At 66.4% G+C, this 23,677-nt stretch carries 17 protein-coding genes; 15 read left to right on the plus strand and 2 right to left on the minus strand.

The annotated features are described in order from the left end of the window. Window positions 1-15: 15 nt before the first annotated feature. The 3 genes from JLDANKMP_RS17240 (at window position 16) to JLDANKMP_RS17250 (ending at window position 6,210) form a co-directional block, all read left to right on the plus strand. Window positions 16-726, plus strand: a complete 711-nt coding sequence (locus tag JLDANKMP_RS17240; RefSeq protein WP_212561722.1) for a pilus assembly protein — start codon at window positions 16-18, stop codon at window positions 724-726. A 63-nt stretch (window positions 727-789) separates the two neighbouring features. Beyond that, entirely contained in the window at window positions 790-5,397 is a 4,608-nt protein-coding gene (locus tag JLDANKMP_RS17245; RefSeq protein ID WP_212561723.1) for an ESPR-type extended signal peptide-containing protein, read from the plus strand. Window positions 5,398-5,466: 69 nt separating this feature from the next. Then, entirely contained in the window at window positions 5,467-6,210 is a 744-nt protein-coding gene (locus JLDANKMP_RS17250; RefSeq protein ID WP_212561757.1) for a hypothetical protein, read from the plus strand. A gap of 154 nt (window positions 6,211-6,364) precedes the next feature. Here the strand turns inward: JLDANKMP_RS17250 and JLDANKMP_RS17255 are convergent, their stop codons facing one another. Next, on the minus strand, window positions 6,365-7,009 hold the full coding sequence (locus tag JLDANKMP_RS17255; RefSeq protein ID WP_188240645.1) for a hypothetical protein: 645 nt from the start codon (window positions 7,007-7,009) through the stop codon (window positions 6,365-6,367). A gap of 331 nt (window positions 7,010-7,340) precedes the next feature. Next, window positions 7,341-9,764, minus strand: coding sequence for a penicillin-binding protein 1A (locus tag JLDANKMP_RS17260; protein ID WP_005410861.1), 2,424 nt, complete (start codon window positions 9,762-9,764; stop codon window positions 7,341-7,343). 219 nt (window positions 9,765-9,983) lie between these two features. Between JLDANKMP_RS17260 and JLDANKMP_RS17265 the strand changes: the two genes are divergently transcribed. The 12 genes from JLDANKMP_RS17265 to JLDANKMP_RS17320 all read left to right on the plus strand — a co-directional run bounded on the left by JLDANKMP_RS17265 (window position 9,984) and on the right by JLDANKMP_RS17320 (window position 23,636). Next, window positions 9,984-11,042 (plus strand): pilus assembly protein PilM, encoded by a 1,059-nt coding sequence (locus JLDANKMP_RS17265; protein WP_005410860.1) that lies wholly within the window; start codon window positions 9,984-9,986, stop codon window positions 11,040-11,042. After that, the gene (locus JLDANKMP_RS17270) at window positions 11,042-11,914 is read left to right on the plus strand and encodes a PilN domain-containing protein (protein ID WP_005414347.1); all 873 of its coding nucleotides are present in this window, start codon (window positions 11,042-11,044) and stop codon (window positions 11,912-11,914) included. The genes JLDANKMP_RS17265 and JLDANKMP_RS17270 overlap by 1 nt, the downstream gene beginning before the upstream one ends. Beyond that, on the plus strand, window positions 11,911-12,567 hold the full coding sequence (gene pilO / locus JLDANKMP_RS17275; protein WP_005410857.1) for a type 4a pilus biogenesis protein PilO: 657 nt from the start codon (window positions 11,911-11,913) through the stop codon (window positions 12,565-12,567). Before JLDANKMP_RS17270 ends, pilO begins: the two co-directional genes overlap by 4 nt. A gap of 26 nt (window positions 12,568-12,593) precedes the next feature. Then, complete coding sequence (locus JLDANKMP_RS17280) at window positions 12,594-13,097, plus strand: pilus assembly protein PilP (RefSeq protein WP_212561758.1); 504 nt, start codon at window positions 12,594-12,596, stop codon at window positions 13,095-13,097. A 21-nt stretch (window positions 13,098-13,118) separates the two neighbouring features. Continuing rightward, window positions 13,119-15,086, plus strand: a complete 1,968-nt coding sequence (locus JLDANKMP_RS17285; RefSeq protein ID WP_005410855.1) for a type IV pilus secretin PilQ — start codon at window positions 13,119-13,121, stop codon at window positions 15,084-15,086. A 209-nt stretch (window positions 15,087-15,295) separates the two neighbouring features. After that, on the plus strand, window positions 15,296-16,321 hold the full coding sequence (locus tag JLDANKMP_RS17290) for a MoxR family ATPase (protein ID WP_005410854.1): 1,026 nt from the start codon (window positions 15,296-15,298) through the stop codon (window positions 16,319-16,321). An 8-nt stretch (window positions 16,322-16,329) separates the two neighbouring features. Continuing rightward, on the plus strand, window positions 16,330-17,259 hold the full coding sequence (locus JLDANKMP_RS17295; protein WP_049396145.1) for a DUF58 domain-containing protein: 930 nt from the start codon (window positions 16,330-16,332) through the stop codon (window positions 17,257-17,259). Further along, window positions 17,256-17,705: a DUF4381 family protein gene (locus JLDANKMP_RS17300; protein ID WP_111205120.1), complete on the plus strand. Its 450-nt coding sequence runs from the start codon at window positions 17,256-17,258 to the stop codon at window positions 17,703-17,705. Before JLDANKMP_RS17295 ends, JLDANKMP_RS17300 begins: the two co-directional genes overlap by 4 nt. Beyond that, a complete protein-coding gene (locus JLDANKMP_RS17305; protein ID WP_212561724.1) occupies window positions 17,702-18,706 on the plus strand; it encodes a VWA domain-containing protein in 1,005 nt (334 codons plus the stop codon). Before JLDANKMP_RS17300 ends, JLDANKMP_RS17305 begins: the two co-directional genes overlap by 4 nt. Then, complete coding sequence (locus tag JLDANKMP_RS17310; protein ID WP_212561725.1) at window positions 18,703-20,547, plus strand: VWA domain-containing protein; 1,845 nt, start codon at window positions 18,703-18,705, stop codon at window positions 20,545-20,547. The genes JLDANKMP_RS17305 and JLDANKMP_RS17310 overlap by 4 nt, the downstream gene beginning before the upstream one ends. Further along, on the plus strand, window positions 20,544-22,259 hold the full coding sequence (locus tag JLDANKMP_RS17315; protein WP_212561726.1) for a BatD family protein: 1,716 nt from the start codon (window positions 20,544-20,546) through the stop codon (window positions 22,257-22,259). Before JLDANKMP_RS17310 ends, JLDANKMP_RS17315 begins: the two co-directional genes overlap by 4 nt. A 57-nt stretch (window positions 22,260-22,316) precedes the next feature. Beyond that, complete coding sequence (locus JLDANKMP_RS17320; protein WP_076739765.1) at window positions 22,317-23,636, plus strand: dicarboxylate/amino acid:cation symporter; 1,320 nt, start codon at window positions 22,317-22,319, stop codon at window positions 23,634-23,636. Window positions 23,637-23,677: the final 41 nt, after the last annotated feature.

A 23,677-nucleotide genomic window follows, 5' to 3' on the forward strand; every position in this document is an offset into this window, starting at 1 on the left:
CCCACGGAGGACACGATGAACAAACCCATGCTGCTCCTGTTGCCGTTGAGCCTGCTGCTGGCAACGCCTGCCCACGCCAACCTTGGCATCTATCCCATGCGCGCGGCGGTGGATGCCAAGCAGGGCGCGCAGATCCGCGTGTACTCGCAGTCCACCCAGCCGCAGTTCGTGCAGGCCACCCTGCGCCGCATTGCGGATCCTGCGGGGAAGGCCGAGGCGGAGGTGGAGGTTGAGCCGGATGAAGCCGCCATCGCCATCACCCCGGGCAAGTTTGCGCTGTCTGGCGGCGGCAACCGGCTGATCCGCGTCATTCCACTGCAGCCGGTCGAAAAGGAAGCGGCGTACCGCATCTATTTCGAAGGCGTGTGGGGCCCTGATGAATCACCCATGCAAGACGCAGACGATGGGTCGCGCGCGAACGTGGGCGTCAACCTGGTGTGGGGCGCGCTGGTGAATGTCGTGCCGGCCGACGGTGTAGTGGATCTGCAGCTGCAGGACGACACGTTGCATAACACCGGCAGCCTCCGTGTGGGCATTACCGGGGTGACCGAGTGCACGCAGGCAGGCGTCTGCGCCGACCACGAGGTGTCGCAAAGCTTGTATCCCGACGCCGACCTGAAGCTGCCGTTCCAGCCCAAGCCCGGCAGCTCTCTGCAGCTGCGTTATCGGCTGACCGGGAAGGGCCATCACGAACATACGCAGACCTTGGCGGCTTCCGCCAGCTGAGTTTCCCGAACTGCCCCACGCACGACGTGGGGCGTCTCTCACCTTCGATGTTAAGGAGAAATCATGAATAGAATCTATCGCCGTATCTGGAATGCCATCCGGCAGTGCTGGGTTGTTGCCAGCGAGCTGGCTTCCCCTAAGGGCAAGGCCAATCGGACATGTTGCGCTGTACTCCTGATGACTTCGAGCCTACCCGTTGTCGCTCATGGATCCACAACCGAGACGGACGAAGACCAGCACGCGACATTGCATCGCGAAGCGTTGATGGCGGAATCGGAGCCCGGGAGTAGGTCAGCTGTGTTCGCCGTACATCAGCCTGTCCTGCCGTCCACGGATACGCTGCTCGCATCGTCGCAGCTTGGCATCTCAAGCTACAGTGGCCCCATCTACCAGCCCGGAAAATCGGTCCCCGTCCTGATCGTAGATCCCGATTACAAAGCTTCGTCGTTTCTCGGCTATGACTTGGTTCTGTCAGGATCGCGTTCAACTCTGCATGGCCATCATTCGGTTGCCTATGGAAATGGCATCAGTGCCATCGGAGACAACGTAACTGCCATCGGTAGCAATTCGATAAGCAGGGGTGGCTATTCAACCGCCGTGGGTGCTGGCGCACAAGCACTTGAGCTCGGCGCAAGCGCTTTTGGCAATTTTGCGAGGGCCGAGAAGAATAACGCCGTCGCCATAGGAAGCGGCGCACGCGCGTGGTCTGCCAATTCCGTTGCTATTGGTGCCAATTCAGCAGCAGTGGATAGCTTCACCGTCTCTGTTGGTAGTTCAGTGCAGACCCGGAGGATCGTCAACGTTACAGATGGCCGGGTCACGGCCGCGAGCACTGATGCTGTTACGGGCCGGCAGCTGTATGCAACGAACTCGAAGATCGGCGTGATCGATGGAATGATCCGTAGTGGACAGCATTCCGATGCATACGCACTCGGTGCAGGTTCGGTTACGGCATCGGCCAAATCCATCTCGGTTGGCAGCGCCAGCAACAAGCGGCGGATTCAGTATCTGGCCGACGGTACTGTAGCTGCCGGTAGCACCGATGCAGTCACAGGCAGTCAGCTCCACAGCACCATTCAGGCGGTATCCGCGGCGAGGACGACGGCTGACGCAGCCAAAGCCAGTGCTGCAACCGCGCAGAATCTGGCACAGAGCGCGAGCAATCGCATCGACGCCACCACGCTGGCACTCGGAAAGGGCGCAGTCGCAGAGCATGGCAGCTTCGGCATTAGTACCGCACTCGGGAACAATGCCAAGGCCTACAACGGACAGAGCATTGCCGTGGGCTACGACGCGCTGTCGGGCGTCGATGCTGATGGCAAGAAGGTGACGGGCCAGAACGCCGGTGTCTCGATCGGTGCCAGCACGCGCAGCGCGAACGGTGCCGTGGCCGCTGGCTTCCGCGCCAGCGCTACCGGGAACTTTTCCATTGCCGTGGGTGGCGATGCCAAAGCCGCAGCCGAACATGGCACCGCAATGGGCTATCTGAGCAAGGCCAGCGCCAGCCAGTCGACTGCCCTGGGACGCGGCAGTGAGGCGACGGCTCAGTTCGCCACGGCTTCGGGAAACCTGGCCAAGGCTACTGCCGTCAGTGCCGTCGCGCTGGGTGACCGCGCGCAGGCGACACATGAGAATGCAGTGGCATTGGGCGCAGGCGCAGTCACGGCTTCGTCCAACTCCGTCTCGGTGGGCAGCGCCAGCCGGAAGCGGAAGATCCAGTATGTGGCTGATGGGGCGGTGAGCGCGGGTAGCACCGACGCGATTACCGGCAACCAGCTGCATGCCACCAACCAGGCCGTAACCAAGGCGCAGACCGTGGCTGACGCTGCGACGACGACCGCCAATGCGGCGAAGGTCAGCGCGGACAAGGCGTTGGCTGACGCTGGCGTACTGGGCGGGCTGGTTGGTCAGGTCGCTGCCAACGGCAATGTCCGGCTTGGTGGGAAGAACAGCGGCACGGTGCTGGATGTACGTAACAGCGCCAACGCGAACAGGAAGGTAACCGGGGTGGCCGACGGCGCGTTGACTGCCACCAGCTATGAGGCTGTCAACGGCCGGCAGCTGAGCGCCACCAATGACAAGGTGGCGACGGTGGAGGGTGTCGCCACGTCTGCAGGCGCGGACGCTACCGTGGCAAAGGCGGATGCGGCCAAGGCGTTGGCCGAGACAGCGGCGCTGGGCGGTCTGGTGGCGCAGACGTCTGCATCTGGCAATGTGCGCCTGGGTGGGAAGAACAGCGGTTCGACCCTAGACGTGCGCAACAGCGCCAATGCAAACCGGAAGATCAGCGGCGTGGCGAACGGCGTCATTGATGCCAGTAGCACGGAGGCTGTGTCGGGCCGTCAACTCTACGCGACGAACAGTCGAATTTCGGATTTGGAAAGCGCCAATCAGTATCTGAGTGTGGGTGTTGACGCATTCAGCGTGCGCGCGGAGGCAGCCTTGCTTGGCGTTGCACTTGGAGATTCAGCGAAGGCCGGAGCTGAGGGTGGGACAGCATTGGGCGCCTTCGCAGGAGCGCTGGGAAAGAACTCAGTGGCAGTTGGCCGTGGAGCAGGGGTCTCTGGCGAAGCATCTGCTGGGTTTGCGATGGGAGTCGGCGCTCAAGTATATGCAGTCAACGGCATCGCAATCGGTGCGGGTACTGTTGTTGAAGAATCAGCACCCGGCTCATTGGCGCTGGGGGCGGGCTCCTTTGCAGATGAAGGAGGGACGGCCTCCTTTGGTAATGCCACAGTTCAGCGTCGTCTTACCAACATTGCCAGCGGTACCGCTGACCACAACGCCACCACCGTCTCTCAGCTTAAGGATTCCCTCGCTACCCTCGGCGGCGGTGCAGGCATCGATGCCAGCGGCAACATCATCGATCCCACGTATGCAGTGCAGAGCGGAACGCAGAACACCGTCGAGGATGCATTGATGGCACTCGATGGCGCCGTCATCGCCTCAAGCCGTCGCGTGGACAAGGTGGAAGGTCAGCTGAGCTCGATCTTCCAGGATTCACCGTCGGCCCGTGCCGATGGCATGAACCAGATCGCGCTGAATGGCGCGAATGGCATGGTGCTGACCAACCTGGCTGACGGCCGAGTAGCCCCAGGAAGCCGTGATGCCGTAACCGGCAGTCAGTTGTACGCTGCAGAGCAGAAGATCTCGCAGAATCGGAATGATCTGGAGGCGATGCGCAAGGAGCGGGAGATGGGTGAGCAGGCAATGCGTGGATTGGATGCGAGCGGTCCGATCGATTTCGGTGGTGCGCGCTTGACTGGTGTGGCCGAGGCGAACCTGTCGGCTGATAGTTCCGATGTTGTGCGTGGCAGTCAGCTCTATGAGACCAATGAAAAGCTGCAGAAGCTGTCTTCCGTGTCGCGGTTTGTTGCTGTCGGTGACCTAGGCCCTGGACAGGCAGCGAAGGCGGGGCCGGTCGGGGTTGCAATTGGTGATTCCGCTGAGGCTTCATTGCTAAGTGAAGGGGCAGTTGCCATTGGGAGCTTCGCGACTGCCGCTGGGAAGAATTCAGTGGCGCTCGGCAGAGCTGCTTATGTTGATGCGATGGCAGTGAATGGCTTCGCTATCGGCGTCTTCTCTTCTGTCCACGAAGAAAATGGTGTCGCAATCGGTGTCGGCAGCGCGGTGAAGGAGGGCGCAAGCTCTGGCGTTGCTATTGGGGCTTGGTCGGTTGCAGATGAGGCTGGTACTGTTGCGTTCGGCAATAGTGAGATGAAGCGCCGCCTCGTAAACATCGCCAACGGCACCGCCAACCACAACGCTGCCACCGTCGGCCAGCTGCGCGGCGCACTGTCCGCTCTCGGCGGTGAAGTCGATGCCAACGGCAACATCCTCGGCCCCAGCTTCAACGTTCAAGGCCAGTCCCAATCCACCCTCAATGGTGCATTGGAAGCGCTGGACGGTGCCGTGGTCAGCACCACCTCGCGGGTGAACCAGGTCGAATCCCAGCTCCGCTCCGTCTTCCAGGAAACCCCCTCGGTCCGCGCAGACGGTACCCAACAGCTCACCCTGGCCGGCGCCAACGGCATGGTCATCTCCAACGTGGCCAACGGCCTGATCGCGGCCGGCAGCCGCGATGCGGTCAACGGTGGCCAGCTGCACTCGATGCAGCAGCAGATCAACGGCCGCATGGATGGGCTGGAGCAGCGCATCGACGATCAGCCGCAGGCCCGCGCCATGGCCGCAGCGTCCACGCCTTCGCCGTCCACCGAAGAGATCGCGCCGACGCCGGAGACCAGCGGCTCGCCGCAAATTGCCTCAACCGGTGAAGGTGACAAGCCGACGCCGCAGCCGAAGTCGAAGCAGGACGACACGCCCAAGCCGCAGGTCGACACCGCCGACCTGGAGAAGATGCTGGCCCGTGCCAACGAGTACACCGATGGTGCGATCAGTAACTTCGAGCGTCGCCTGGACAAGATGGACAAGCGCTTCAACCGTATGGCCGCGATGAGCAGTGCGCAGAGTGCGATGGCGATGAACACCGCAGGCCTGGCCACCTACAACCGCCTGGGTGCGGGCGTGGGCTACAGCGAGGGTGAGTCGGCGATGGCGGTGGGTTACCAGCGTGTGCTGAACGAGAAGGGTTCGGCCACCTTCAGCCTCAATGGTGCGTTCACCAACAGCGGTGAGCGCAGCATGGGCGTCGGCGTGGGCATCGGCTGGTAAGCCATGCAGCCCCGGCGTGGTGCGCGTAATGAACCCCGCCGCGCCGGGGTCCTTGCCGAGGAGATGGCAATGTACAGATGGGTACGCGGAATTATCAGCTATCGCACGTTCTATATCTGGCGGGCGCGCTTTCGCTACTACACCCGGAACCTGGATCTATGGACGCTGATGAGCGGGCTATGCATCGCCGGTCTGCTGCTGGTGCTGTGGTACCTGTGGCAGATGCTGGGCGTGCCGCCGCCGCGCGTGCACCCTCAGGCAGCGGCGCTGCGCATCGACGGCGTCACCAGCGAGGCGATCCATCGCATCGTGCTGGTGCGCCACGCGGGCAGCACGCCGGGGGCCCCGTTCACTACGCCGGAAGAGGTGCGGGCAAGCACGTTGCGCACGATGCGGGTACGCCAGGTGATGGACAGCGAAGTGGTGTGGCGGCTGAAAGCCGACATGCTGGCGGATATTGCTGACTACATCACCGCCACGGGCGGGTGCTTCCCGTACAACTGCCGGCGGGTCCTCGATCGATTGGGCTACGTGCGCCAGGCGGGGGTTGAGAACGCGCAGATCAATGCGGCGCTGTCGACAATCCTGGAGGTGCCGCTGGACCAGATGCCGCCGTTGGAGGCAGACGAGCATGAGCGTGTGAAGAGCGGGTGGTCGGATGGATTCGACGACATCTACTACCAGTCCTGGTTGCTGCGGGATCTGCAGGTCATGCACGCGCAGATGATGCGGGAGTATCCGCAGCGAGCCCCCGCACCGTGGTTGCCGCGGTTGTTCGGCGACCCGCTGCGCGATACCCGTTTTGTCTGGTAGCGGGAGCATGATGGGCATCATCTGCCAGGGCAGGTAACACCGCTTTTGTAGGGTCGAGCTTGCTCGACTGCTCTTCGGTCGGCAATCGATTGCCCGAAGCACAGTGCGGACCAACGGTCCGCACCCACCCAAGGCGGGCACCGCTGCGCTACCGTCACCCGCCGATGTACGCGGTGATCTCCGCTTCGGCCAGCAGCTGCCGTAACTGCGCCACCGACGCACGTCGCATCGGCTTCTCATCCACCGGCGACAGCGGTGCCTGGCGCAGGGCATCGTAGGGCAGCACGGCCAGGTCGAAGGTCAGCTCCTCGGCACTGAACACCCACACCGGCACATCCAGGCTGCGCTCGCGATCCATCCGCAGCCGGCGGGTCCGCGATTCGGCGGGAATGCCGTGTTCGTCCAGGAAGCGGTGCACGGCTTCCGGGTCGTCGCTGTGCAGGTGCAGCTGCACGGGGCTGTTGGCGTCGGCGGTGCCGTCCAGCACCGGGCCGGCCAGGCGCGGCGCGAAGCCGTGCAGGAACTCCAGCGCACGCATGGCGGCCTCGCGGCGGCGCTGCAGTTCGTTGCCGTGCTGGGGGCCGGAGAACAGCCGCTGGTACTCGCGCAGGGCGTCTTCGATCTCGGTGTTGCGGGGCAGGGAGGCATCGTCGTGGATGCCGAGCCGGCTGGCGGCCTTCAACTTGGCCTGGTGGTAGTCGCGGATGCCGCCTTCAGCCATCAGGCGGGCGGCTTCGTGGGCGAGGCGGTGGCGCCGCTCGCGGGTCTGGCTGGCAGCATGCTGACGAGCGCGGTGCATGCGATGACTCCCTGTTGCGACCTGGCTACAGATTAGCGCACGGATGTGACATCTGCGTGGGTATGGCGCGGAGATGCCAACCAACGGTTGGCACCCACCAACGCTTTGGTAGGTGCCGACCTTGGTCGGCACGGGGCGCCAACCAAGGTTGGCATCTACCAGAGCAGCGCGGGACCGTGCCCGGCGGATGCATCGGTGCCAACCAAGGTTGGCACCCACCGACGCTTTGGTAGGTGCCGACCTTGGTCGGCACGAGGCGCCAACCAAGGTTGGCCTCTACCAGGGCCGCATCGGTGCCAACCAACGGTTGGCACCCACCCATACCTGCCTCTTAGAAGATATCGAACGCGGCGGCGTCGGCCTGCGGCGTATTGAGGTTCAGGTCGTAGTCGGTCAGGCGGTCCATGTCTTCCACCTTCACCCACTCGGTGGCGCCGTTGAGCGTGGCCTGGACCATGCCGCTGGGCGGCTCGTTCTGCGCGATCGGGGTGTCCTTCAGCGCGGTGCGCATGTAGTCGATCCAGATCGGCAGGGCCGCCTTGCCACCGTACTCGCGGTAGCCCAGCGAGCGGAAGTCGTCGCGGCCCACCCACACGGTGGTCACGTACGGGCCGCCGAAGCCGGAGAACCAGGCGTCGCGGTGGTCGTTGGTGGAGCCGGTCTTGCCGCCCACGTCCTCGCGGCCTAGCACCTTGGCCTGCACGCCGGTACCGCGCTGGACCACGTCGCGCATCATCGATACCAGCTGGTAGGCGGTGCGGGCGTCGATCGCACGCGGGGCGGTGCGGGCATCAGGGTTGGCCGGCGCGGCCGGGGTTTCGGTCTTGGCTTCGGCCTTGGCCGCAGCGGCCGGATCCACTTTCGGGGCCGGGGCGCCGAAGTTGAAGCCGTCCACCACCTGGTTCACCGGCTGGTCGCTGCTGCCGGCGCAGTCGCGGCAGGCCAGCGCCGGGTTTTCCTTGAACACCAGGTTGCCGTCGCGGTCATTGACCTGGTCGATCAGCCAGGTGTCCACGCGCGAGCCGCCGTTGGCGAACACAGCGTAGCCACGGGCCACCGACAGCGGGGTCAGCGAGGCGGTACCCAGCGACATCGACAGGTTCGGCGGCAGTTCGGATTCGGCGAAACCAAATTCGCTGATGTACTTGCGCGCGTAGTCCACGCCCATGCCATCGAGCAGGCGCACCGAGACCAGGTTGCGTGACTGCACCAGCGCTTCGCGCAGGCGCATCGGGCCGCGGAAGCCGCCACCGTCGTTCTGCGGGGCCCAGGTCTTGCCGCGGCGGTCGCGGAACACGACCGGGGCGTCGAGCACGATCGAGGCCGGGTTGTAGCCCTTGTCGAAGGCCGCGGCGTAGATGAAGGGCTTGAAGCTCGAACCCGGCTGGCGGCGGGCCTGGGTGGCGCGGTTGAACTTGTTTCCGGAGAAGCTGAAGCCACCGACCAGCGCCTTCAGGGCGCCGTTGTGGGCGTCCAGCGAGACCAGCGCGGACTGGCCGCGCGGGATCTGGTCCAGCAGCCACTCACCTTCCTTGGCACCGGCACGCACGCGCACGATGTCGCCGCGCTGCACCAGCTTGCCCGGGGTCTTGTTGGTCCACTTGGCGGCACCGGCCGGCAGCACGATCTCGCTGCGGTTGGCCAGCACCACGGTGGCGCTGCCATCGGCGCCGGTGCTGGCGACGATCGCCGGCAGCAGGCCGGCCTGGCCGTACATGCCGCGCAGGTGCTCGGCCAGGGCGGCGGCGTCTTCACCCGCACCCACCTGCACCTGCTTCTCCACGCCGTGCCAGCCGTGGCGGTGGTCGTACAGCAGCAGGCCGTCGCGGACCGACTGGTTGGCGGCGGTCTGCAGGGTGGAGTCGATGGTGGTGGTGACGTGGTAACCCTTGTTGACCACATCCCCGCCGAAGCGGGCGATCATTTCCTGGCGCACCAGCTCGGCCACGTACGGCGCGTCGACCTGCACCGGCGGCTCATGGGCGGTGGCGTGCATCGGCACGGCCTTGGCCGCGTCGGCCTCGGCCTGACTGACGAACTTCAGGTCGGCCATGCGCTGCAGCACGTAATTGTCGCGGCGCTGGCGGGCGCGCTCCGGATTGGAGATCGGATTGCCCGAGGACGGGAACTTGGGGATGCCGGCCAGCGAGGCCATCTCGTCCAGGTCCAGCTCGTTCAGCTTCTTGCCGTAGTAGAACTCGGCGGCGGCGGCCACGCCGTAGGCGCGGTTGCCGAAGAAACTCTTGTTCAGGTACAGCTCGAAGATCTCGTCCTTGCTCAGCTCGGACTCGATCTTCCGTGCCAGCAGGATCTCGGCCAGCTTGCGGGTGTAGCTGTACTCGGAGCTGAGGAAGAACTGGCGGGCCACCTGCTGGGTGATGGTGGAACCACCCGGCACGCGCTTGTCGTTGGTGGTGGCCAGCAGCCACACCGCACGGCCGATGCCCATGTAGTCCACGCCGCCATGCTCGTAGAAGCGGGCGTCCTCGGTGGCCAGGAAGGCCTGCTTCAGGCGCTCGGGCACGTCCTTCATGGTGATCGGGGTGCGCCGGGTCTCGCCGAACACCGCCATCAGCTTGCCGTCGGCAGCATAGACGTACATCGGCTCCTGCATTTCCACGTCGCGCAGGGTCTGCACGTCGGGAAGCTTGGAGGACACAGCGTAGTACAGACCGCCCACGGCGGCCGCGCCGATCAGCGCCAGGACCAGGACAATCAGGAAGATCCAGCGCAGCCAGCGGCGGAGTCGAGTCATCGGGTTCAGATTCCGATTGCGAATTTCGTGGTCGCAGAGTATAGATTACGCAAGGTGGCGGCTGGGGTCGGCACCGGGGAGCGCAAGGGGAACAGTCAGGGGCTGCATCGTGAATCCGTGAGGAACTTCACAGCAGGGCCGTTGCCATTTGCTAAGAATACGTTATTAATGCTCGGGCGCAGGTCTTGCGTCCAAGTGCCCGTCGGCAGGGGAGAAACCGTGGGGCTCATCCCAAAAAGTCAGTCGCCGCTTGTAGGCGTCGACATCAGTTCGACTGCGGTAAAGCTTTTGCAGCTGTCCCGCAGCGGCAATCGTTTCCGTGTGGAACATTACGCTGTGGAACCTCTTCCGCCGAATGCGGTGGTAGAGAAGAACATCGTGGAAGTGGAGGCCGTGGGTGAGGCCATCCGCCGTGCCATGAACCGTTCAGGCAGCAAGGCCAAGCTGGCCGCTGCCGCCGTCGCCGGGTCGGCGGTGATCACCAAGGTGATCCCGATGCCGGCCGAGCTCGACGAGAACGACATGGAAGCCCAGATCGAGCTGGAAGCGGTCAACTACATTCCGTACCCGATCGAGGAAGTGAACCTGGACTTCGAGGTGATCGGGGCGATCCCGAACAACCCGGAGATGGTCCAGGTGCTGCTGGCCGCGTCGCGCTCGGAGAACGTGGAACTGCGCCAGTCGGCCCTGGAACTGGGTGGCCTGCAGGCCAAGGTGATGGACGTGGAGGCCTTCGCGGTCGAGAACGCCTACGCCCTGGTCGCCAGCGAGCTGCCGGTGTCCATCGACGGCGTGGTCGCGCTGGTCGATATCGGCGCCACCATGACCACCCTCAACGTCCTGCGCGGCGGCCGCAGCCTGTACAGCCGCGAACAGGTGTTCGGTGGCAAGCAGCTGACCGACGAGATCATGCGCCGTTACGGACTGAGCTACGAGGAGGCCGGACTGGCCAAGCGCCAGGGCGGGCTGCCGGAAAGCTATGAGATGGAAGTGCTGGAGCCGTTCAAGGAAGCCACGGTCCAGCAGATCAGCCGCCTGCTGCAGTTCTTCTATGCGGGCAGTGAGTTCAACCGCGTCGATCACATCGTGCTGGCCGGCGGCTGCGCCGTGCTGGGCGGGCTGCCGGAAATGGTCGAGGAACAGCTGGGCGTGCCGACCGTGGTCGCCAACCCGCTGGCACAGATGACCCTGGGCCCGAAGGTGAACGCGCATGCGCTGGCCCAGGATGCCCCCGCGCTGATGATCGCCACCGGTCTGGCACTGAGGAGCTTCGACTGATGGCACGCATCAACCTATTGCCCTGGCGCGCCGAACGGCGCAAGCAACGCCAGCGCGAGTTCTACGCAATGCTGGGCATGGCCGCGATCGGTGGCCTGCTGCTGTCGCTGCTGATCTGGTTCTACTACGACCGCCAGGTGAGCGGCCAGATGGACCGCAACGCCTATCTGGAAGCCGAGATCGAGAAGGTCAAGGAACAGAACAAGGAGATCGATCGCCTCGATGCGCAGAAGGACCGCCTGCTGGCCCGCAAGAAGGTGATCGAGGAACTGCAGGCCAAGCGCTCGCAGATGGTGCACCTGTTCGATGCGTTGGTGCGCACGATCCCCGACGGCGTGGTGCTGACCGCCCTGCAGCAGGAGGGGGACATGCTCACCCTCGAGGGACGCACCCAGTCCAATGCACGCGTGTCGGCTTACATGCGCAACCTGGAAACCTCCGGCTGGATGACCAACCCGGAGCTGTCGATCATCCAGGCCAGTGCCGGCGACAAGAGTGCAGCCGGTCCGGTATCGGACATCAAGGCACTGCCGTACATGTTCAAGGTCACGGTGAAGCTGCCGGCGCAGAGTGAAGAGACAGGCACTGCCGGTTTGAACGCGGATGGCAGCGTGGCGGCCGCCCCGGCTGCGACGCCTGCCGTGGCGCCGCTTGCCGCCGGCCCCGATGCGGCGGCCCCGGCTGCTGCACCAGCACCGGCCCCGGCCCAACCGGCGGCGGCCCCGGCCGCAGCACCCGCCAGCGCACCGGCGCCTGCACCGGCCAAGCCGAACCAGCCCGCCGCACCGGCTCCGGCCGCCAGGCCTGAGGGCAGCCGCCTGGCGCAGCCGCCGCAGGCCTCTTACGCCCCGCTGCAGGGGGACCGCGCATGAGCCAGAAAATCGATCTGAAGAACCTGGATTTCAACGACATCGGCAACTGGCCGCAGAAGGCCAAGATCGTCTTCTGTTCGTTGCTGGCCCTGGTCATCATGTTCGTGGCGTGGATGCTGCTGATCAGCGGCAAGCGCGATGAACTGGCCAGCCTGGAATCGAAGGAAAGCGATCTGCGTACCGAGTTCTCCAAGCAGCAGGAACGCGCGGTGAACCTGGGGCCGCTGAAGCAGCAGCTGGCGCAGATGGAGCAGGTGCTGCAGCAGATGCTGCGGCAGCTGCCCAGCAAGACCGAAATGCCGGACCTGATCATCGACATCTCGCAGACCGCGCTGTCCAGCGGCCTGACCAGCCAGCTGTTCGAACCGGAACAGGAGCAGGTCAAGGAGTTCTACGCCGAGAAGCCGATCAAGCTGAAGATGGTGGGCAGCTACCACCAGTTCGGTGCGTTCGTCAGTGGCGTGGCCTCGCTGCCGCGCGTGGTGATCCTGACCATGCACGACATCAATCTGAAGCCGGCGGACAAGGCTGGCGGTGGTTCGCGTGCCGGTGCGCTGGAATTGTCCGGCACGGTCAAGACCTACCGGTATCTCGACGAGACCGAGGTGCAGGAACAGCAGAAGGCTGAAGCCGGCAAGGAGGGCAGCAAGTGATCCGTTCCTTCTTTGCACGCTGCGGGATGGCCGCTGCCGTGTTGCTGCTGGCCGCCTGCGGCCGTGGCGTGACCAGCACGCCGGGCGATGCGCCGAATCTCGAGAAGTGGGTGGAAGGCGAACGTGCCCGGCCGGCGCAGCCGCTGGAACCGTTGCCTGTGATGCAGCAGTTCGAGACCTTCGAATACTCCGCGCAGGGCCTGCGTGATCCGTTCACCGATGCCTGGACCAATCCGCAGGGGAATGGCGGATTGCGGCCGGATCCGAACCGGCGCAAGGAGCCCCTGGAGGGCTTCCCGCTGGACGCACTGGACATGGTCGGTACCATCGGCACCGGCGGCGGCACCGTCGCACTGGTGATGGGGCCGGACAAGGTGACCTACCGGGTGCGCCCGGGCGGTTACCTGGGGCAGAGCGACGGGCGGGCCACTGCGGTCTTCGAAGACCGTGTGGAGCTGATCGAACTGGTGCCGGATGGCGCGGGTGGCTGGCTGGAACGGCCGGCAACGCTCTCGCTTGAAGATCAATGATCGTTTACTGGGGATAGCACGATGACCTTTCACCAAGCCAAGGGGCTGCGTCCCAACCGGCGCTCTACCTTGAACCGTGTCAGCGCGTTGGGAGTCGCGCTGATGCTGGCCTGCGCTCCGGCGCTGGCCGCCGCACCGGCGGAGAAGCCGGTGGGCACCACCGTCGCACCGGCCGCGGCACCGGCCGGCCTGTCGGTGGCCAAGATCGATTTCAAGCGCGGCGATGATGGCGCGGGCCGCCTGATCGTGCAGTTTGACGGCCAGGGCGCGATCCCGGACCTGCGCACGCAGGGCAACAGCGTGGTGGTCGACGTGGGCAATGCCCGCCTGCCGGCCAACCTGCAGAAGCCGTTGAACGTCGTCGACTTCGCCACGCCGGTGCAGCGCATCGACGCCAAGCCGTCCGGCGCCGGCACCCAGCTGGTGCTGAGCACCGGCGGTGCGGTGGAGTCGCTGGCCTACCAGAGCGGCAACGAATACGTGGTGGAGATCAGCGCGCGGCAGGCTCCGGCCGCCGTCGGTGCAGTGACCGCCGGCAGCGTCACCCAGGCCGCAAAGGCCGTCGGCCAGCGTGGCTTCACCGGCAAGCCGGTGACCTTCAACTTCCAGGACGTGCCAGTGCGCACCGTGCTGCAGTTGATCGCCGAAGAGTCCAACCTCAACGTGGTGGCCTCCGACTCGGTGCAGGGCAATGTGACCCTGCGCCTGGTCAACGTGCCGTGGGACCAGGCACTGGACATCGTGCTGCGTGCCAAGGGCCTGGACAAGCGACGCGATGGCAGTGTGATCTGGGTCGGCCCGCAGGCAGAGCTGGCCAAGTTCGAGCAGGAGAAGGAAGACGCGCGCATCGCCATCGAGAACCGCGAAGACCTGGTGACCGATTACGTCCAGATCAACTACCACAGCGCCACCCAGATCTTCAAAGCCCTGACCGAAGCCAAGGGCATCGGCGGTGGTGGCGGTGGTGGCGCAGGTGGCGGTGGTGGTGGGTCGTCGCAGGAGGAGAGTGGCTTCCTGTCCGGCCGTGGCCGCATCGTTGCCGACGAGCGCACCAACACGCTGATGATCAGCGACATTCCGAAGAAGATCGCGCGCATGCGTGAGCTGATCAACGTGATCGACCGCCCGGTCGACCAGGTGCTGATCGAAAGCCGCATCGTGATCGCCACCGATACGTTCGCGCGTGAGCTGGGTGCGCGGTTCGGCATCAGTGGCAGCCGCGACAACGCCTACTTCAGCGGCAATCTGGAAGCCAACGAGGCAACCCGCAAGTCGCAGGTCGAAGCCAATGCGACCAACGCCAAGGCCTACCGCGACTGGCTGGCCGGTGGCAGTACGGGCCCGGCGCCGGTGCCGGTCGGCTCGGCAATCACCCGTGGCCTGAACTGGGCCATGCCGGCGGCGTCCACCAACCCGGCAGGCTCGCTTGCGCTGTCGATCCTCAATGCCGGCTACCTGCTGGACGTGGAGCTGTCGGCCATGCAGGAGGAGTCGCGTGGTGAAGTGATCTCCAACCCGCGCGTGGTCACCACCAACCAGCGCGAGGCCCTGATCAAGCAGGGTAAGGAAATCGGCTATGTGACCATCAGCGCCGGTGCGGGCGGTGTCGCTACGCCGAACGTGCAGTTCAAGGAAGTGGTGCTGGAACTGAAGGTCACCCCGACCATCACCAACGACAACCGCGTGTTCCTCAACATGCAGGTGAAGAAGGACGAAGTGGACCGGCTGATCCAGTTGGAAGGCTATGGCACCGTGCCGTCGATCAACCGCCGCGAGGTGAACACCGCGGTGCTGGTCGAGGACGGGCAGACCGTGGTCATCGGTGGTGTGTACGAGTTCACCGACCGCAACAGCATCAGCAAGGTTCCGTTCCTGGGCGATGTGCCGTTCCTGGGCAACCTGTTCAAGAAGCGTGGCCGCAGCAAGGACAAGGCCGAGCTGCTGGTGTTCGTTACCCCGAAGGTGCTGCGCGTAGCCAGGCAGAACTGAGCCAGCGCACCCGCGACACGAAGAAGGGCCGCCATGTGCGGCCCTTCTTCGTGTCGCGGGTGCCGGACGTAATCCGCGGATGCGGATGATCCGGTAGATCCACGCCATGCGTGGATGAGAGGCCCGTTCAGCCGTTCTTGATGCCAATCGCAGGGCACCCTGCGATGATGTCGGGAACCCGTGCCGTCCCGCGCCGGTCAAAGGCCCCCATGAACCTGCCACCGCCGATGCCCGAAACCGTCTCGCCGCCGCCCGCGCCGGCCGCCTCCCGCCTGCATGGCGCCTTCAACCAGTTGCGCGACGCGCTGTCGGCCGAAATCGTCGGCCAGGCGGCTTTGGTCGAACGCCTGTTGATCGCATTGCTGGCCGACGGGCACCTGCTGGTGGAGGGCGCGCCGGGCCTGGCCAAGACCACGGCCATCCGCGCACTGGCCTCGCGCCTGGAGGCGGATTTCGCCCGCGTGCAGTTCACCCCCGACCTGCTGCCGGCCGACCTGACCGGCACCGAGATCTGGCGCCCGCAGGAAGGGCGCTTCGAATTCGTACCTGGCCCGATCTTCCACCCGATCCTGCTGGCCGATGAAATCAATCGCGCGCCAGCCAAGGTGCAGTCGGCACTGCTGGAAGCGATGGGCGAGCGCCAGGTCACCGTTGGCCGCCACACCTATGCGTTGCCGCCGCTGTTCCTGGTGATGGCCACGCAGAACCCGATCGAGCAGGAAGGTACCTTCCCGCTGCCGGAAGCGCAGCTGGACCGTTTCCTGATGCACGTACGCATCGGCTATCCGGACCAGGCCGCCGAATCGGAGATCCTGCGGCTCGCCCGCGAGCGTGCCCGTGGCGCACTGGGCGAAGCGGCACCCGCACCGGAGAAGCTGCCGATGCAGGATGTGTTCGATGCCCGCCGCGAAGTGCTGGACCTGCACATGGCGCCGGCGCTGGAGCGCTATCTGGTCGAACTTGTGCTGGCCTCGCGTGATCCGTCGCGCTATGACGCCGGCCTCGGGCGCCGCATCGCCTGGGGCGCAAGCCCGCGTGGTTCCATCGCGCTGGAGCGCTGCGCCCGTGCACGCGCCTGGTTGGCCGGCCGTGACTTCGTCACCCCCGACGATGTGCGTGCGGTTGCCGCCGACGTGCTGCGCCATCGCGTGCTGCCCAGCTACGAAGCCACCGCCGAAGGCTGGGATGGCGAACGCCTGGTGCAGGAGCTGCTGGCCCGGGTGCCGGCACCCTGAGCCCGCGCATGACCGATCCATCCCTGGAAGCCGCATCCACCGTCAGCGATGGCGACGGACTGCGCCCGCACCTGTCCGAACTGGTGGCCCTGCGCCGGCTGGCACAGCGGCCGCCGCCGCCACGCCGTGGCCGTGCCGGCAACGCCGGGCAGGCGCCGTCGCCGCTGCGTGGGCGTGGCATGGAGTACGCCGAGTCACGCGAGTACGTGGCCGGTGATGATGCACGACATATCGACTGGCGCGTGACCGCGCGGACCGGCCGTGCCCATACCAAGCTTTTCCAGGCCGAACGCGAGCGGGTCAGCCTGATCGTGGCCGATACGTCGCCGGCGCTGTATTTCGGCACCCGCGTGCGATTCAAGTCGGTGCAGGCGGCACGCGCGGGCGCCGTCGCCGCGTGGTCGGCGCAGCGCCGCGGTGATCGCGTGGGTGCCCTGCGCGGCAGCGACCGCGAAGCGCCGATTGCACCCGCGGGTGGGCCGCGTGGTGTACTGCGCGTGCTCGACGCACTCACCCGCTGGTACGCACAGCCGCCCGCCGACGATCTCGGCCTGGAACGCGCGCTGGACCATGCCGCCCGCGTGCTGCGCCCCGGGGCGCGCATGCTGGTGCTGGCCGATCCGCAGCAGGCCGCGCGGATTCCCGTCGTGCGCTGGAGCGCGCTGGCCCAGCACCATGACCTCAGCCTGGTGCTGCTGGTCGATCCCCTCGAGCTGCAACCGCCCTCGGCGGCCCTGCAGTTCCAGACCGCGCAGCAGCGCATTGGCCTCGACCTGCGTCGCAGCGAGGTGCAGGCGCACTGGCAGGCGCACTTCGTCGAACCACTGCAGGCGCTGCGCCGCCAGCTCGGCGCACGCCGCGTTGACGTGCAGGTGTTGTCCACCGATGCGCCCAGCGACGCCTGGTTGGCACCACCGGTAACCGAGGTGCCGGCATGAGCGCCAACCTTCCGCTGCGCGATGTACAGTTGCCGCCCGCACCGTCGTGGTGGCCGCCGGCCCCCGGTTATCTGATGATCGGCGGCGCGGTGTTGCTGGTGATCCTGGCGCTGGCCCTGCTGTGGTGGAAACGCCGCCGTCGTCGCCAACGCTGGTTGCAGGCGTTCGACCAGGAGCTGGCCACCACCGCCGATGCCACCGCGGAGCTGGCGGCGATCGCCGGCCTGCTGCGTCGCGCCGCGCGGCAGGCACAGCCCGGCAGTGAATCCCTGCGTGACGATGCCTGGTGGCAGCGCGTGGATCCGAAGGGCACGTTGCCGGGTGCGCGCCGCAGCCTGCTGGCCGAAGGTGCCTATCGTCCCCGCGTGGACGCCAGCGAAGTGGCGGCCGTGCGTAGCTGGGCGCGCGAGCGCTACCTGGCGATGCTGCTGGAACGCCGCCGATGAACCTGCTGGCAAGTTACTGGCCATGGCCGGACCTGCAGCTGGCGTGGCCGCTGGCCCTGCTGGCGTTGCCGCTGCCACTGCTGATGCGCTGGTGGAAGCGTCGTGCCGACCCCGGCGCTGCGCTGCGCGTGCCCTATGCGGCGACGGAACTGGAAGCGCTGGCCGGTGGCGGCCGCGTCGATGTTTCGTGGCTGCGTACGCTGCTGTTGTGGCTGGGCTGGTGCGCGCTGTGCGTCGCACTGGCTCGCCCGCAACAGCTGGGCGAAGCGATCACGCCACCGCAGCAGGGCCGGCAGATGATGCTGGCGATGGACGTGTCCGGCAGCATGGGCGAGGGCGACATGGTGCTGGGGGGGCAGGCGGTGGATCGCCTCACCGCAGCCAAGGCCGTGCTGGCCGATTTCCTGGATCGTCGTGCCGGCGATCGCATCGGCCTGCTGATCTTCGGGGACCGCGCTTATACGCTCACGCCACTCACTGCGGACCTGGCCAGTGTGCGCGACCAGCTGCGCGACAGCGTGGTCGGCCTGGCCGGGCGCGAGACGGCCATCGGTGATGCCATCGGCCTGGCGGTGAAGCGCCTGCGCAGCCAGCCGGAAGGGCAACGTGTACTGATCCTGCTGACCGACGGCGTCAGCAATGCCGGCGTGCTGGAACCGCTGCGTGCGGCCGAAGTCGCGCAGGCCGAAGGGGTACGCATCCACACCGTCGCGTTTGGTGGCGATGGCAGCATGCGCTTCCTCGGTATTCCGATTTCCGCTGACCAGGACCCGGTCGACGAGGCCACGTTGAAGAAGATTGCCAGCCTGACCGGTGGCCAGTTCTTCCGTGCACGCGATACCGCGCAGCTGGCCGGCATCTACGCCGAACTGGATCGTCTGGAGCCGATCGCTGCGAAGGGGCCGAGCCTGCGCCCGCGCGAGGAGTGCTATGCGTGGCCATTGGGCCTGGCCTTGCTGCTGGGGGCATTGGCATGGGTGTGGCCGGAGCGCCGTCGATGATCGCGTTTGCATCCCATCTTCCCGACTGGAATGCACTGCACTTCCTGCGCCCGGAATGGCTGTGGGCCTTGCTGGCCTTGCCGGTGATTCTCGCCGTGGCGCTGTACCGGCAGCGGCGCAGCGATGCGTGGCGGCAGGCGGTGGATGCGCACCTGTTGCCGCATCTGCTGGCGGCCGGTGCTCGCCGTCGCGTGCGGCTGCCATTGGCAGTGCTGCTGGGTTGGACGCTGGCAGCACTGGCGATGGCGGGGCCGAGCTGGCGGCAGCAGGCACAGCCGATGTTCCAGCCCAGCGCACCGCTGCTGATCGTGCTGGATCTGTCCAGCCGCATCACTGCCACCGACCTGCCACCGTCGCGCCTGCTGCAGGCAAGGGCCAAGGTCGGCGAGCTCCTGCGCGCACGCAAGGGTGGGCAGGTGGGGCTGGTGGTGTACGCCGAAGATGCCTACACCGTCGCGCCGCTGACCGATGACGGCAGCAACGTCGCGCTGTATCTGGATGCCTTGTCGCCGGATGTGATGCCGCGTGATGGCCAGCGTGCCGACCGTGGCATCGACTGGGCCACGCGGCTGATGCGGCAGATCGCTGCAGCGCAGGGACAGATCCTGCTGGTCACCGATCAAGCCGATGATGAAGCTGCATTGGCGGCCGCGCAGGCACGTGGGCTCGGCCTGCAGGTGTCGGTGCTGGGGCTCGGTACACCGGCGGGTGCGGCGTATCGTGACGACAGCGGACAGATCCGCCAGGCTGCGCTGGACGAAGGTCGCCTGCGTGCGGTGGCCACGGCAGGTGGCGGTCGCTATGCGCGCATCACCGCCGATGGCAGTGACCTGCGCGCACTGGGTGTGCTTGATGCACGCGAAGGTACTGCGGCGCAGCGGCCCGGCGAGGGCAGGCAATGGCGCGATGAAGGATTCTGGCTGCTGCCACCGGTGATGCTGCTGGCGCTGCTCTCCTTCCGCCGCCGCGCGCTGCTGGCCGCAGTGCTGGCGGTGGGCCTGCTGCCATGGATGGGGGATGTGCAGGCGCAGGCAGCTCCAGCGCCCGCTTCGCCGCCATCGCAGGGCACGCTGTGGAAGCGGGCCGACCAGTTGCAGCACCAGCGCCTGGCCGACGGCGTGCAGGCCTATCGCGCGGGCGACTTCGCCACTGCGCGCAATCAGTTCGAGGGCATCGACAGTGATGCGGGCTGGTACAACCTGGCCAACACGCTGGCGCGCCAGGGCAGCTACGACGAAGCCATCGCCGCCTACGACCGCGCGCTGGCGCTGCATCCCGGCATGGCCGATGCGGTCGCCAACCGTGCCGTGGTTGATGCCGCACGCAAGCGCAAGCAGTCGGGGGGGCAGGGCCAGGACCAGCAGAAACCGCAGCAGAACGGGCAGCAGAAGCAGCAGAACAATTCACAGGGCCAGCGGAACCCGCAGGGCCAGCAACCGCAGCAGGGCCAGAAGGATCCAGGACAGGGTCAGCCACCATCTCAGCAGGGCCAGCAGGGGCAGCCCCAGGCGGGTAACGACAACGCGCAGTCGGCGCCTCAGCCCGGTGAGCGTGGCCGCGATGGACAGCAGGCGCCACCACAGGTGGAGGATGCCAAGGCGCAGGCCCAGGCTGATGAGCAGCAGCGCCAGCGCATGCAGCAGGCGATGCAGCAGGCACGTGAGGGCAAGGGCGAACAGGATGGCAAACCCGTGCCAGGCAGTGACGGCACTACTCCGCGCCAACGCGAAGAGCAACAGGCGGTGGAGGCGTGGATGCGACGCGTGCCGGATGATCCGGGCGCATTGCTGCGGGCCAAGTTCCAGCTGGAAAACGAGCGCAGGAAGAGGGAAGGGCGATGACGCGGGCGATCAACATGCACGGGCACTGGCCCCGACAGGTACTGGCGACGCTGCTGCTGTGGCTGCCGCTGCTGGCCTGGGCGCAGCCGCGCGCGTGGCTGGACCGCGACCGCATCGCGATGGGCGACACGGTCACGCTCAATGTCGAGAGCGACCAGGGCGCCCCTGACTTCACACCGTTGCGTACCGACTTCGACCTCAGCGGGCAGACCAGCAGCCGCCAGGTGGAGTGGAGCAACGGCAGCATGCAGCAGCGCAACCTGTATGGCGTGGCGCTGACGCCACGGCGTAGTGGTGCACTGGTGGTGCCGGGCCTGCAGGTGGGCAGCGTCCGTACCGCGCCGCTGACCCTGCAGGTGGATGCCGCTGCCGTGGCCGGCCCCGACAGCAATGCGATGGCATTCATCGAAACCGTTGTCGATGACGAAACGCCGTATGTGCAGCAGAGCGTAGGCGTGGTGGTGAGGCTGTTCTTCGCCTCTCAGCTGGCCTCTGGCGAACTGGTGCTGGATACCCCGGCGGGTGCGTCGCTGCAGCGGGTGGGCGATGACCGCACCGATGTGCGCCAGGTCAACGGCCGCCGCTACAACGTGGTCGAGCGCCGCTTCCTGCTGATCCCCGAGCGCAGCGGTGCACTTCGGCTGGCCGGTGCGCGCTTCAGTGGGCGCAGTGCCGGTGGCTTCTTCGACGACTTCTTCGGCGGCGGCGACGGCCGCATGAATGCCACCGGCGCCGACCGCACGTTGCAGGTGCAGGCGCAACCGGCACAGGCGCCGCAGCCATGGCTTCCGCTGCAGAGCCTCCAGCTGCGCTACACCAGTGCGCCGACCAGTGCCCGTACCGGTGAGGCCGCCACTGTGGTGGTCGAGGCGATTGCCGAAGGGGCAACCCGCGCACAGTTCACCGACCTGCCGGTGCCGGATCTGGGCACCCATGCGCAGGTATTCGCCGAACCTGCGCAGTACGAAGAATCGTTCAATGGCAGCACGCCGCGGCTGAAGATCACCCGCCGCTATTCGATCGTGCCGCGCCAGCCAGGCTCGCTGGTGGTGCCGGGGCCGCGCCTGCCGTGGTGGGATGTGCGAGCAGGCAAGGCGCAGGAAGCGAAGCTGCCGGACCTGACACTGGCTGTCGCAGCCGGCAGTGGCGGTGGCAGTGCTTCACCTGCGCCGCTGCCGCCGATCGACACCGATGCTGCGCTGCCGGGCGGCGATGGCCAGGACAGCCGCATCGCCGCGACCGATCCGCGCGCCAGCGGCCTGGCCGAACGCCCGTGGCCGTGGATGGGCGCGGCCATCGGCCTGGCGCTGCTGTGGCTGCTGACCCTGTTGTGGGGCTGGCAGCGAGGCCGCCGGCCGCGTGCGGCGACGCCTGCAGCCGGCAAGCCCTCTGTGCCGACTGTGGCGCGCGGACGTGCCGGCCTGGCCGAGCTGCGCCGCACGCTGGATGGCGAAGGCTTCGATCAGGTGGAAGCGCAGCTGTGCGCGATGGCCGAGGTTGAGCGCATCGAGCAGGTCATCGCGCGGTTGGATGACCCTGGCCAGCGCCAGGTGCTGCAGGACCTGCAGCAGGCACGCTGGGGCGGGCAGGGCGATCTGGCATCGCTGCGCGCGCGTCTGCGCGAGGTCTTCCGTGACGGACCGCACTGGTCGGCGGCTACCGGCGCCGCTGACACTGGCCTGGCGCCGCTGTATCCAACGCGGCGAACCTGAACCGGCGCCGCTTGCGCGCTTTGTTAGAGTGCATTCATTTTTCGAGGAAACCCGCGCATGACAGCAGCTGCTGCCGACAAGAAGAAGTTGCCCCTGCATTGGAAGATGGGCATCGGCTTTGCGATCGGCCTGATCCTGGGACTGATCGTGCACGCCCTGGGCGGCAGCGTCGATGGTCTGCAGGCCGGTGCCAAGTGGGTAATGGACTACATCACCACCCCGGCGTCGGGCCTGTTCCTCAACCTGATCTTCATGCTGATCGTGCCGCTGATCTTCTCGGCGCTGATCATGGGCGTGTCGGAGATGGGCGACATCCGCGCCCTTGGCCGCATCGGCTGGAAGACCCTGGCGTATACCGTGCTGCTGTCCGGCATTGCCGTGGGCATCGGCCTGGTGCTGGTCAACCTGCTCAAGCCGGGTGCCGGCGTCGATCCGCAGGTCGCCGCGATGATGCTCTCGGAGAACGCCGAGCGCAGCAAGGAAATCGTTGCTGGCATCCATGGCACGCCGAAGGGCATGGACATGTTGCTGTCGATCGTGCCGAGCAACGTGCTGCAGGCCGCGTCCGACAACGGCGCGATCCTGTCGCTGATGTTCTTCGCGCTGATGTTCGGCATCGGCATGGTGCTGACCGACAACGAGAAGGTCGCGCCGCTGCGCCGCGCCATTGAAGGCGTGTTCGAAATCTCGATGACCCTGATCAACCTGGTCATCCGCCTGGCCCCGTATGCGGTGGCCTGCTTCATGTTCAACCTGGCCGCGCTGTTCGGCTTCGAGCTGATCATCCGCCTCGGTGCCTACGTGGGCGTGGTGGTGCTGGCACTCGGCCTGCACATGATCGTGACCTACGGTACCGCCGTGTGGCTGTCCGGCCGTTCGCCGCTGTCGTTCTTCCGCGATACCCAGGAAGCGACGGTGATGGCGTTCTCCACCGCCTCCAGCAACGCCACCCTGCCGACCGCGCTGCGCGTGGCCGACCAGATGGGCCTGCCGCAGCGCGTGTCGCGCTTCGTGCTGACCGTGGGCGCCACCGCCAACCAGAACGGCACCGCGCTGTTCGAGGGCGTGACGGTGATCTTCCTGGCCCAGTTCTTCGGCGTGGACCTGAGCATCGGCCAGCAGATCATGGTGATGGCGGTCTGCATCCTCGGTGGCATCGGCACCGCCGGCGTGCCGTCGGGCTCGCTGCCGGTGGTGGCGATGATCTGTGCGATGGTGGGCGTGAACCCGCTGGGCATTGGCCTGATCCTGGGCGTGAACCACTTCCTGGACATGTGCCGTACGGCGCTGAACGTGACCGGCGACCTGGCCCTGACCACCCTGGTGGCCAAGGGCGAGTCCCACGACGGCCCGGCGCTGGGCCAGCAGCAGGACTAAGTCCAACGCCACAGCTGGCGACCTGATCGGGGTCGGATTCC

Origin of the sequence: Stenotrophomonas sp. PE591, assembly GCF_018320795.1 — a bacterium.
In the GTDB taxonomy this organism is placed as follows: domain Bacteria; phylum Pseudomonadota; class Gammaproteobacteria; order Xanthomonadales; family Xanthomonadaceae; genus Stenotrophomonas; species Stenotrophomonas maltophilia.

What these genes read in the sequence shown, in the direction of transcription:
- JLDANKMP_RS17240 (WP_212561722.1), top strand. Translation starts at nt 16, where the DNA reads ATGAACAAACCCATGCTGCTCCTGTTGCCGTTGAGCCTGCTGCTGGCA.
- JLDANKMP_RS17245 (WP_212561723.1), top strand. Translation starts at nt 790, where the DNA reads ATGAATAGAATCTATCGCCGTATCTGGAATGCCATCCGGCAGTGCTGG.
- JLDANKMP_RS17250 (WP_212561757.1), top strand. Translation starts at nt 5,467, where the DNA reads ATGTACAGATGGGTACGCGGAATTATCAGCTATCGCACGTTCTATATC.
- JLDANKMP_RS17255 (WP_188240645.1), bottom strand. Translation starts at nt 7,009, where the DNA reads ATGCACCGCGCTCGTCAGCATGCTGCCAGCCAGACCCGCGAGCGGCGC.
- JLDANKMP_RS17260 (WP_005410861.1), bottom strand. Translation starts at nt 9,764, where the DNA reads ATGACTCGACTCCGCCGCTGGCTGCGCTGGATCTTCCTGATTGTCCTG.
- JLDANKMP_RS17270 (WP_005414347.1), top strand. Translation starts at nt 11,042, where the DNA reads ATGGCACGCATCAACCTATTGCCCTGGCGCGCCGAACGGCGCAAGCAA.
- pilO (WP_005410857.1), top strand. Translation starts at nt 11,911, where the DNA reads ATGAGCCAGAAAATCGATCTGAAGAACCTGGATTTCAACGACATCGGC.
- JLDANKMP_RS17280 (WP_212561758.1), top strand. Translation starts at nt 12,594, where the DNA reads ATGGCCGCTGCCGTGTTGCTGCTGGCCGCCTGCGGCCGTGGCGTGACC.
- JLDANKMP_RS17285 (WP_005410855.1), top strand. Translation starts at nt 13,119, where the DNA reads ATGACCTTTCACCAAGCCAAGGGGCTGCGTCCCAACCGGCGCTCTACC.
- JLDANKMP_RS17290 (WP_005410854.1), top strand. Translation starts at nt 15,296, where the DNA reads ATGAACCTGCCACCGCCGATGCCCGAAACCGTCTCGCCGCCGCCCGCG.
- JLDANKMP_RS17295 (WP_049396145.1), top strand. Translation starts at nt 16,330, where the DNA reads ATGACCGATCCATCCCTGGAAGCCGCATCCACCGTCAGCGATGGCGAC.
- JLDANKMP_RS17300 (WP_111205120.1), top strand. Translation starts at nt 17,256, where the DNA reads ATGAGCGCCAACCTTCCGCTGCGCGATGTACAGTTGCCGCCCGCACCG.
- JLDANKMP_RS17305 (WP_212561724.1), top strand. Translation starts at nt 17,702, where the DNA reads ATGAACCTGCTGGCAAGTTACTGGCCATGGCCGGACCTGCAGCTGGCG.
- JLDANKMP_RS17310 (WP_212561725.1), top strand. Translation starts at nt 18,703, where the DNA reads ATGATCGCGTTTGCATCCCATCTTCCCGACTGGAATGCACTGCACTTC.
- JLDANKMP_RS17315 (WP_212561726.1), top strand. Translation starts at nt 20,544, where the DNA reads ATGACGCGGGCGATCAACATGCACGGGCACTGGCCCCGACAGGTACTG.
- JLDANKMP_RS17320 (WP_076739765.1), top strand. Translation starts at nt 22,317, where the DNA reads ATGACAGCAGCTGCTGCCGACAAGAAGAAGTTGCCCCTGCATTGGAAG.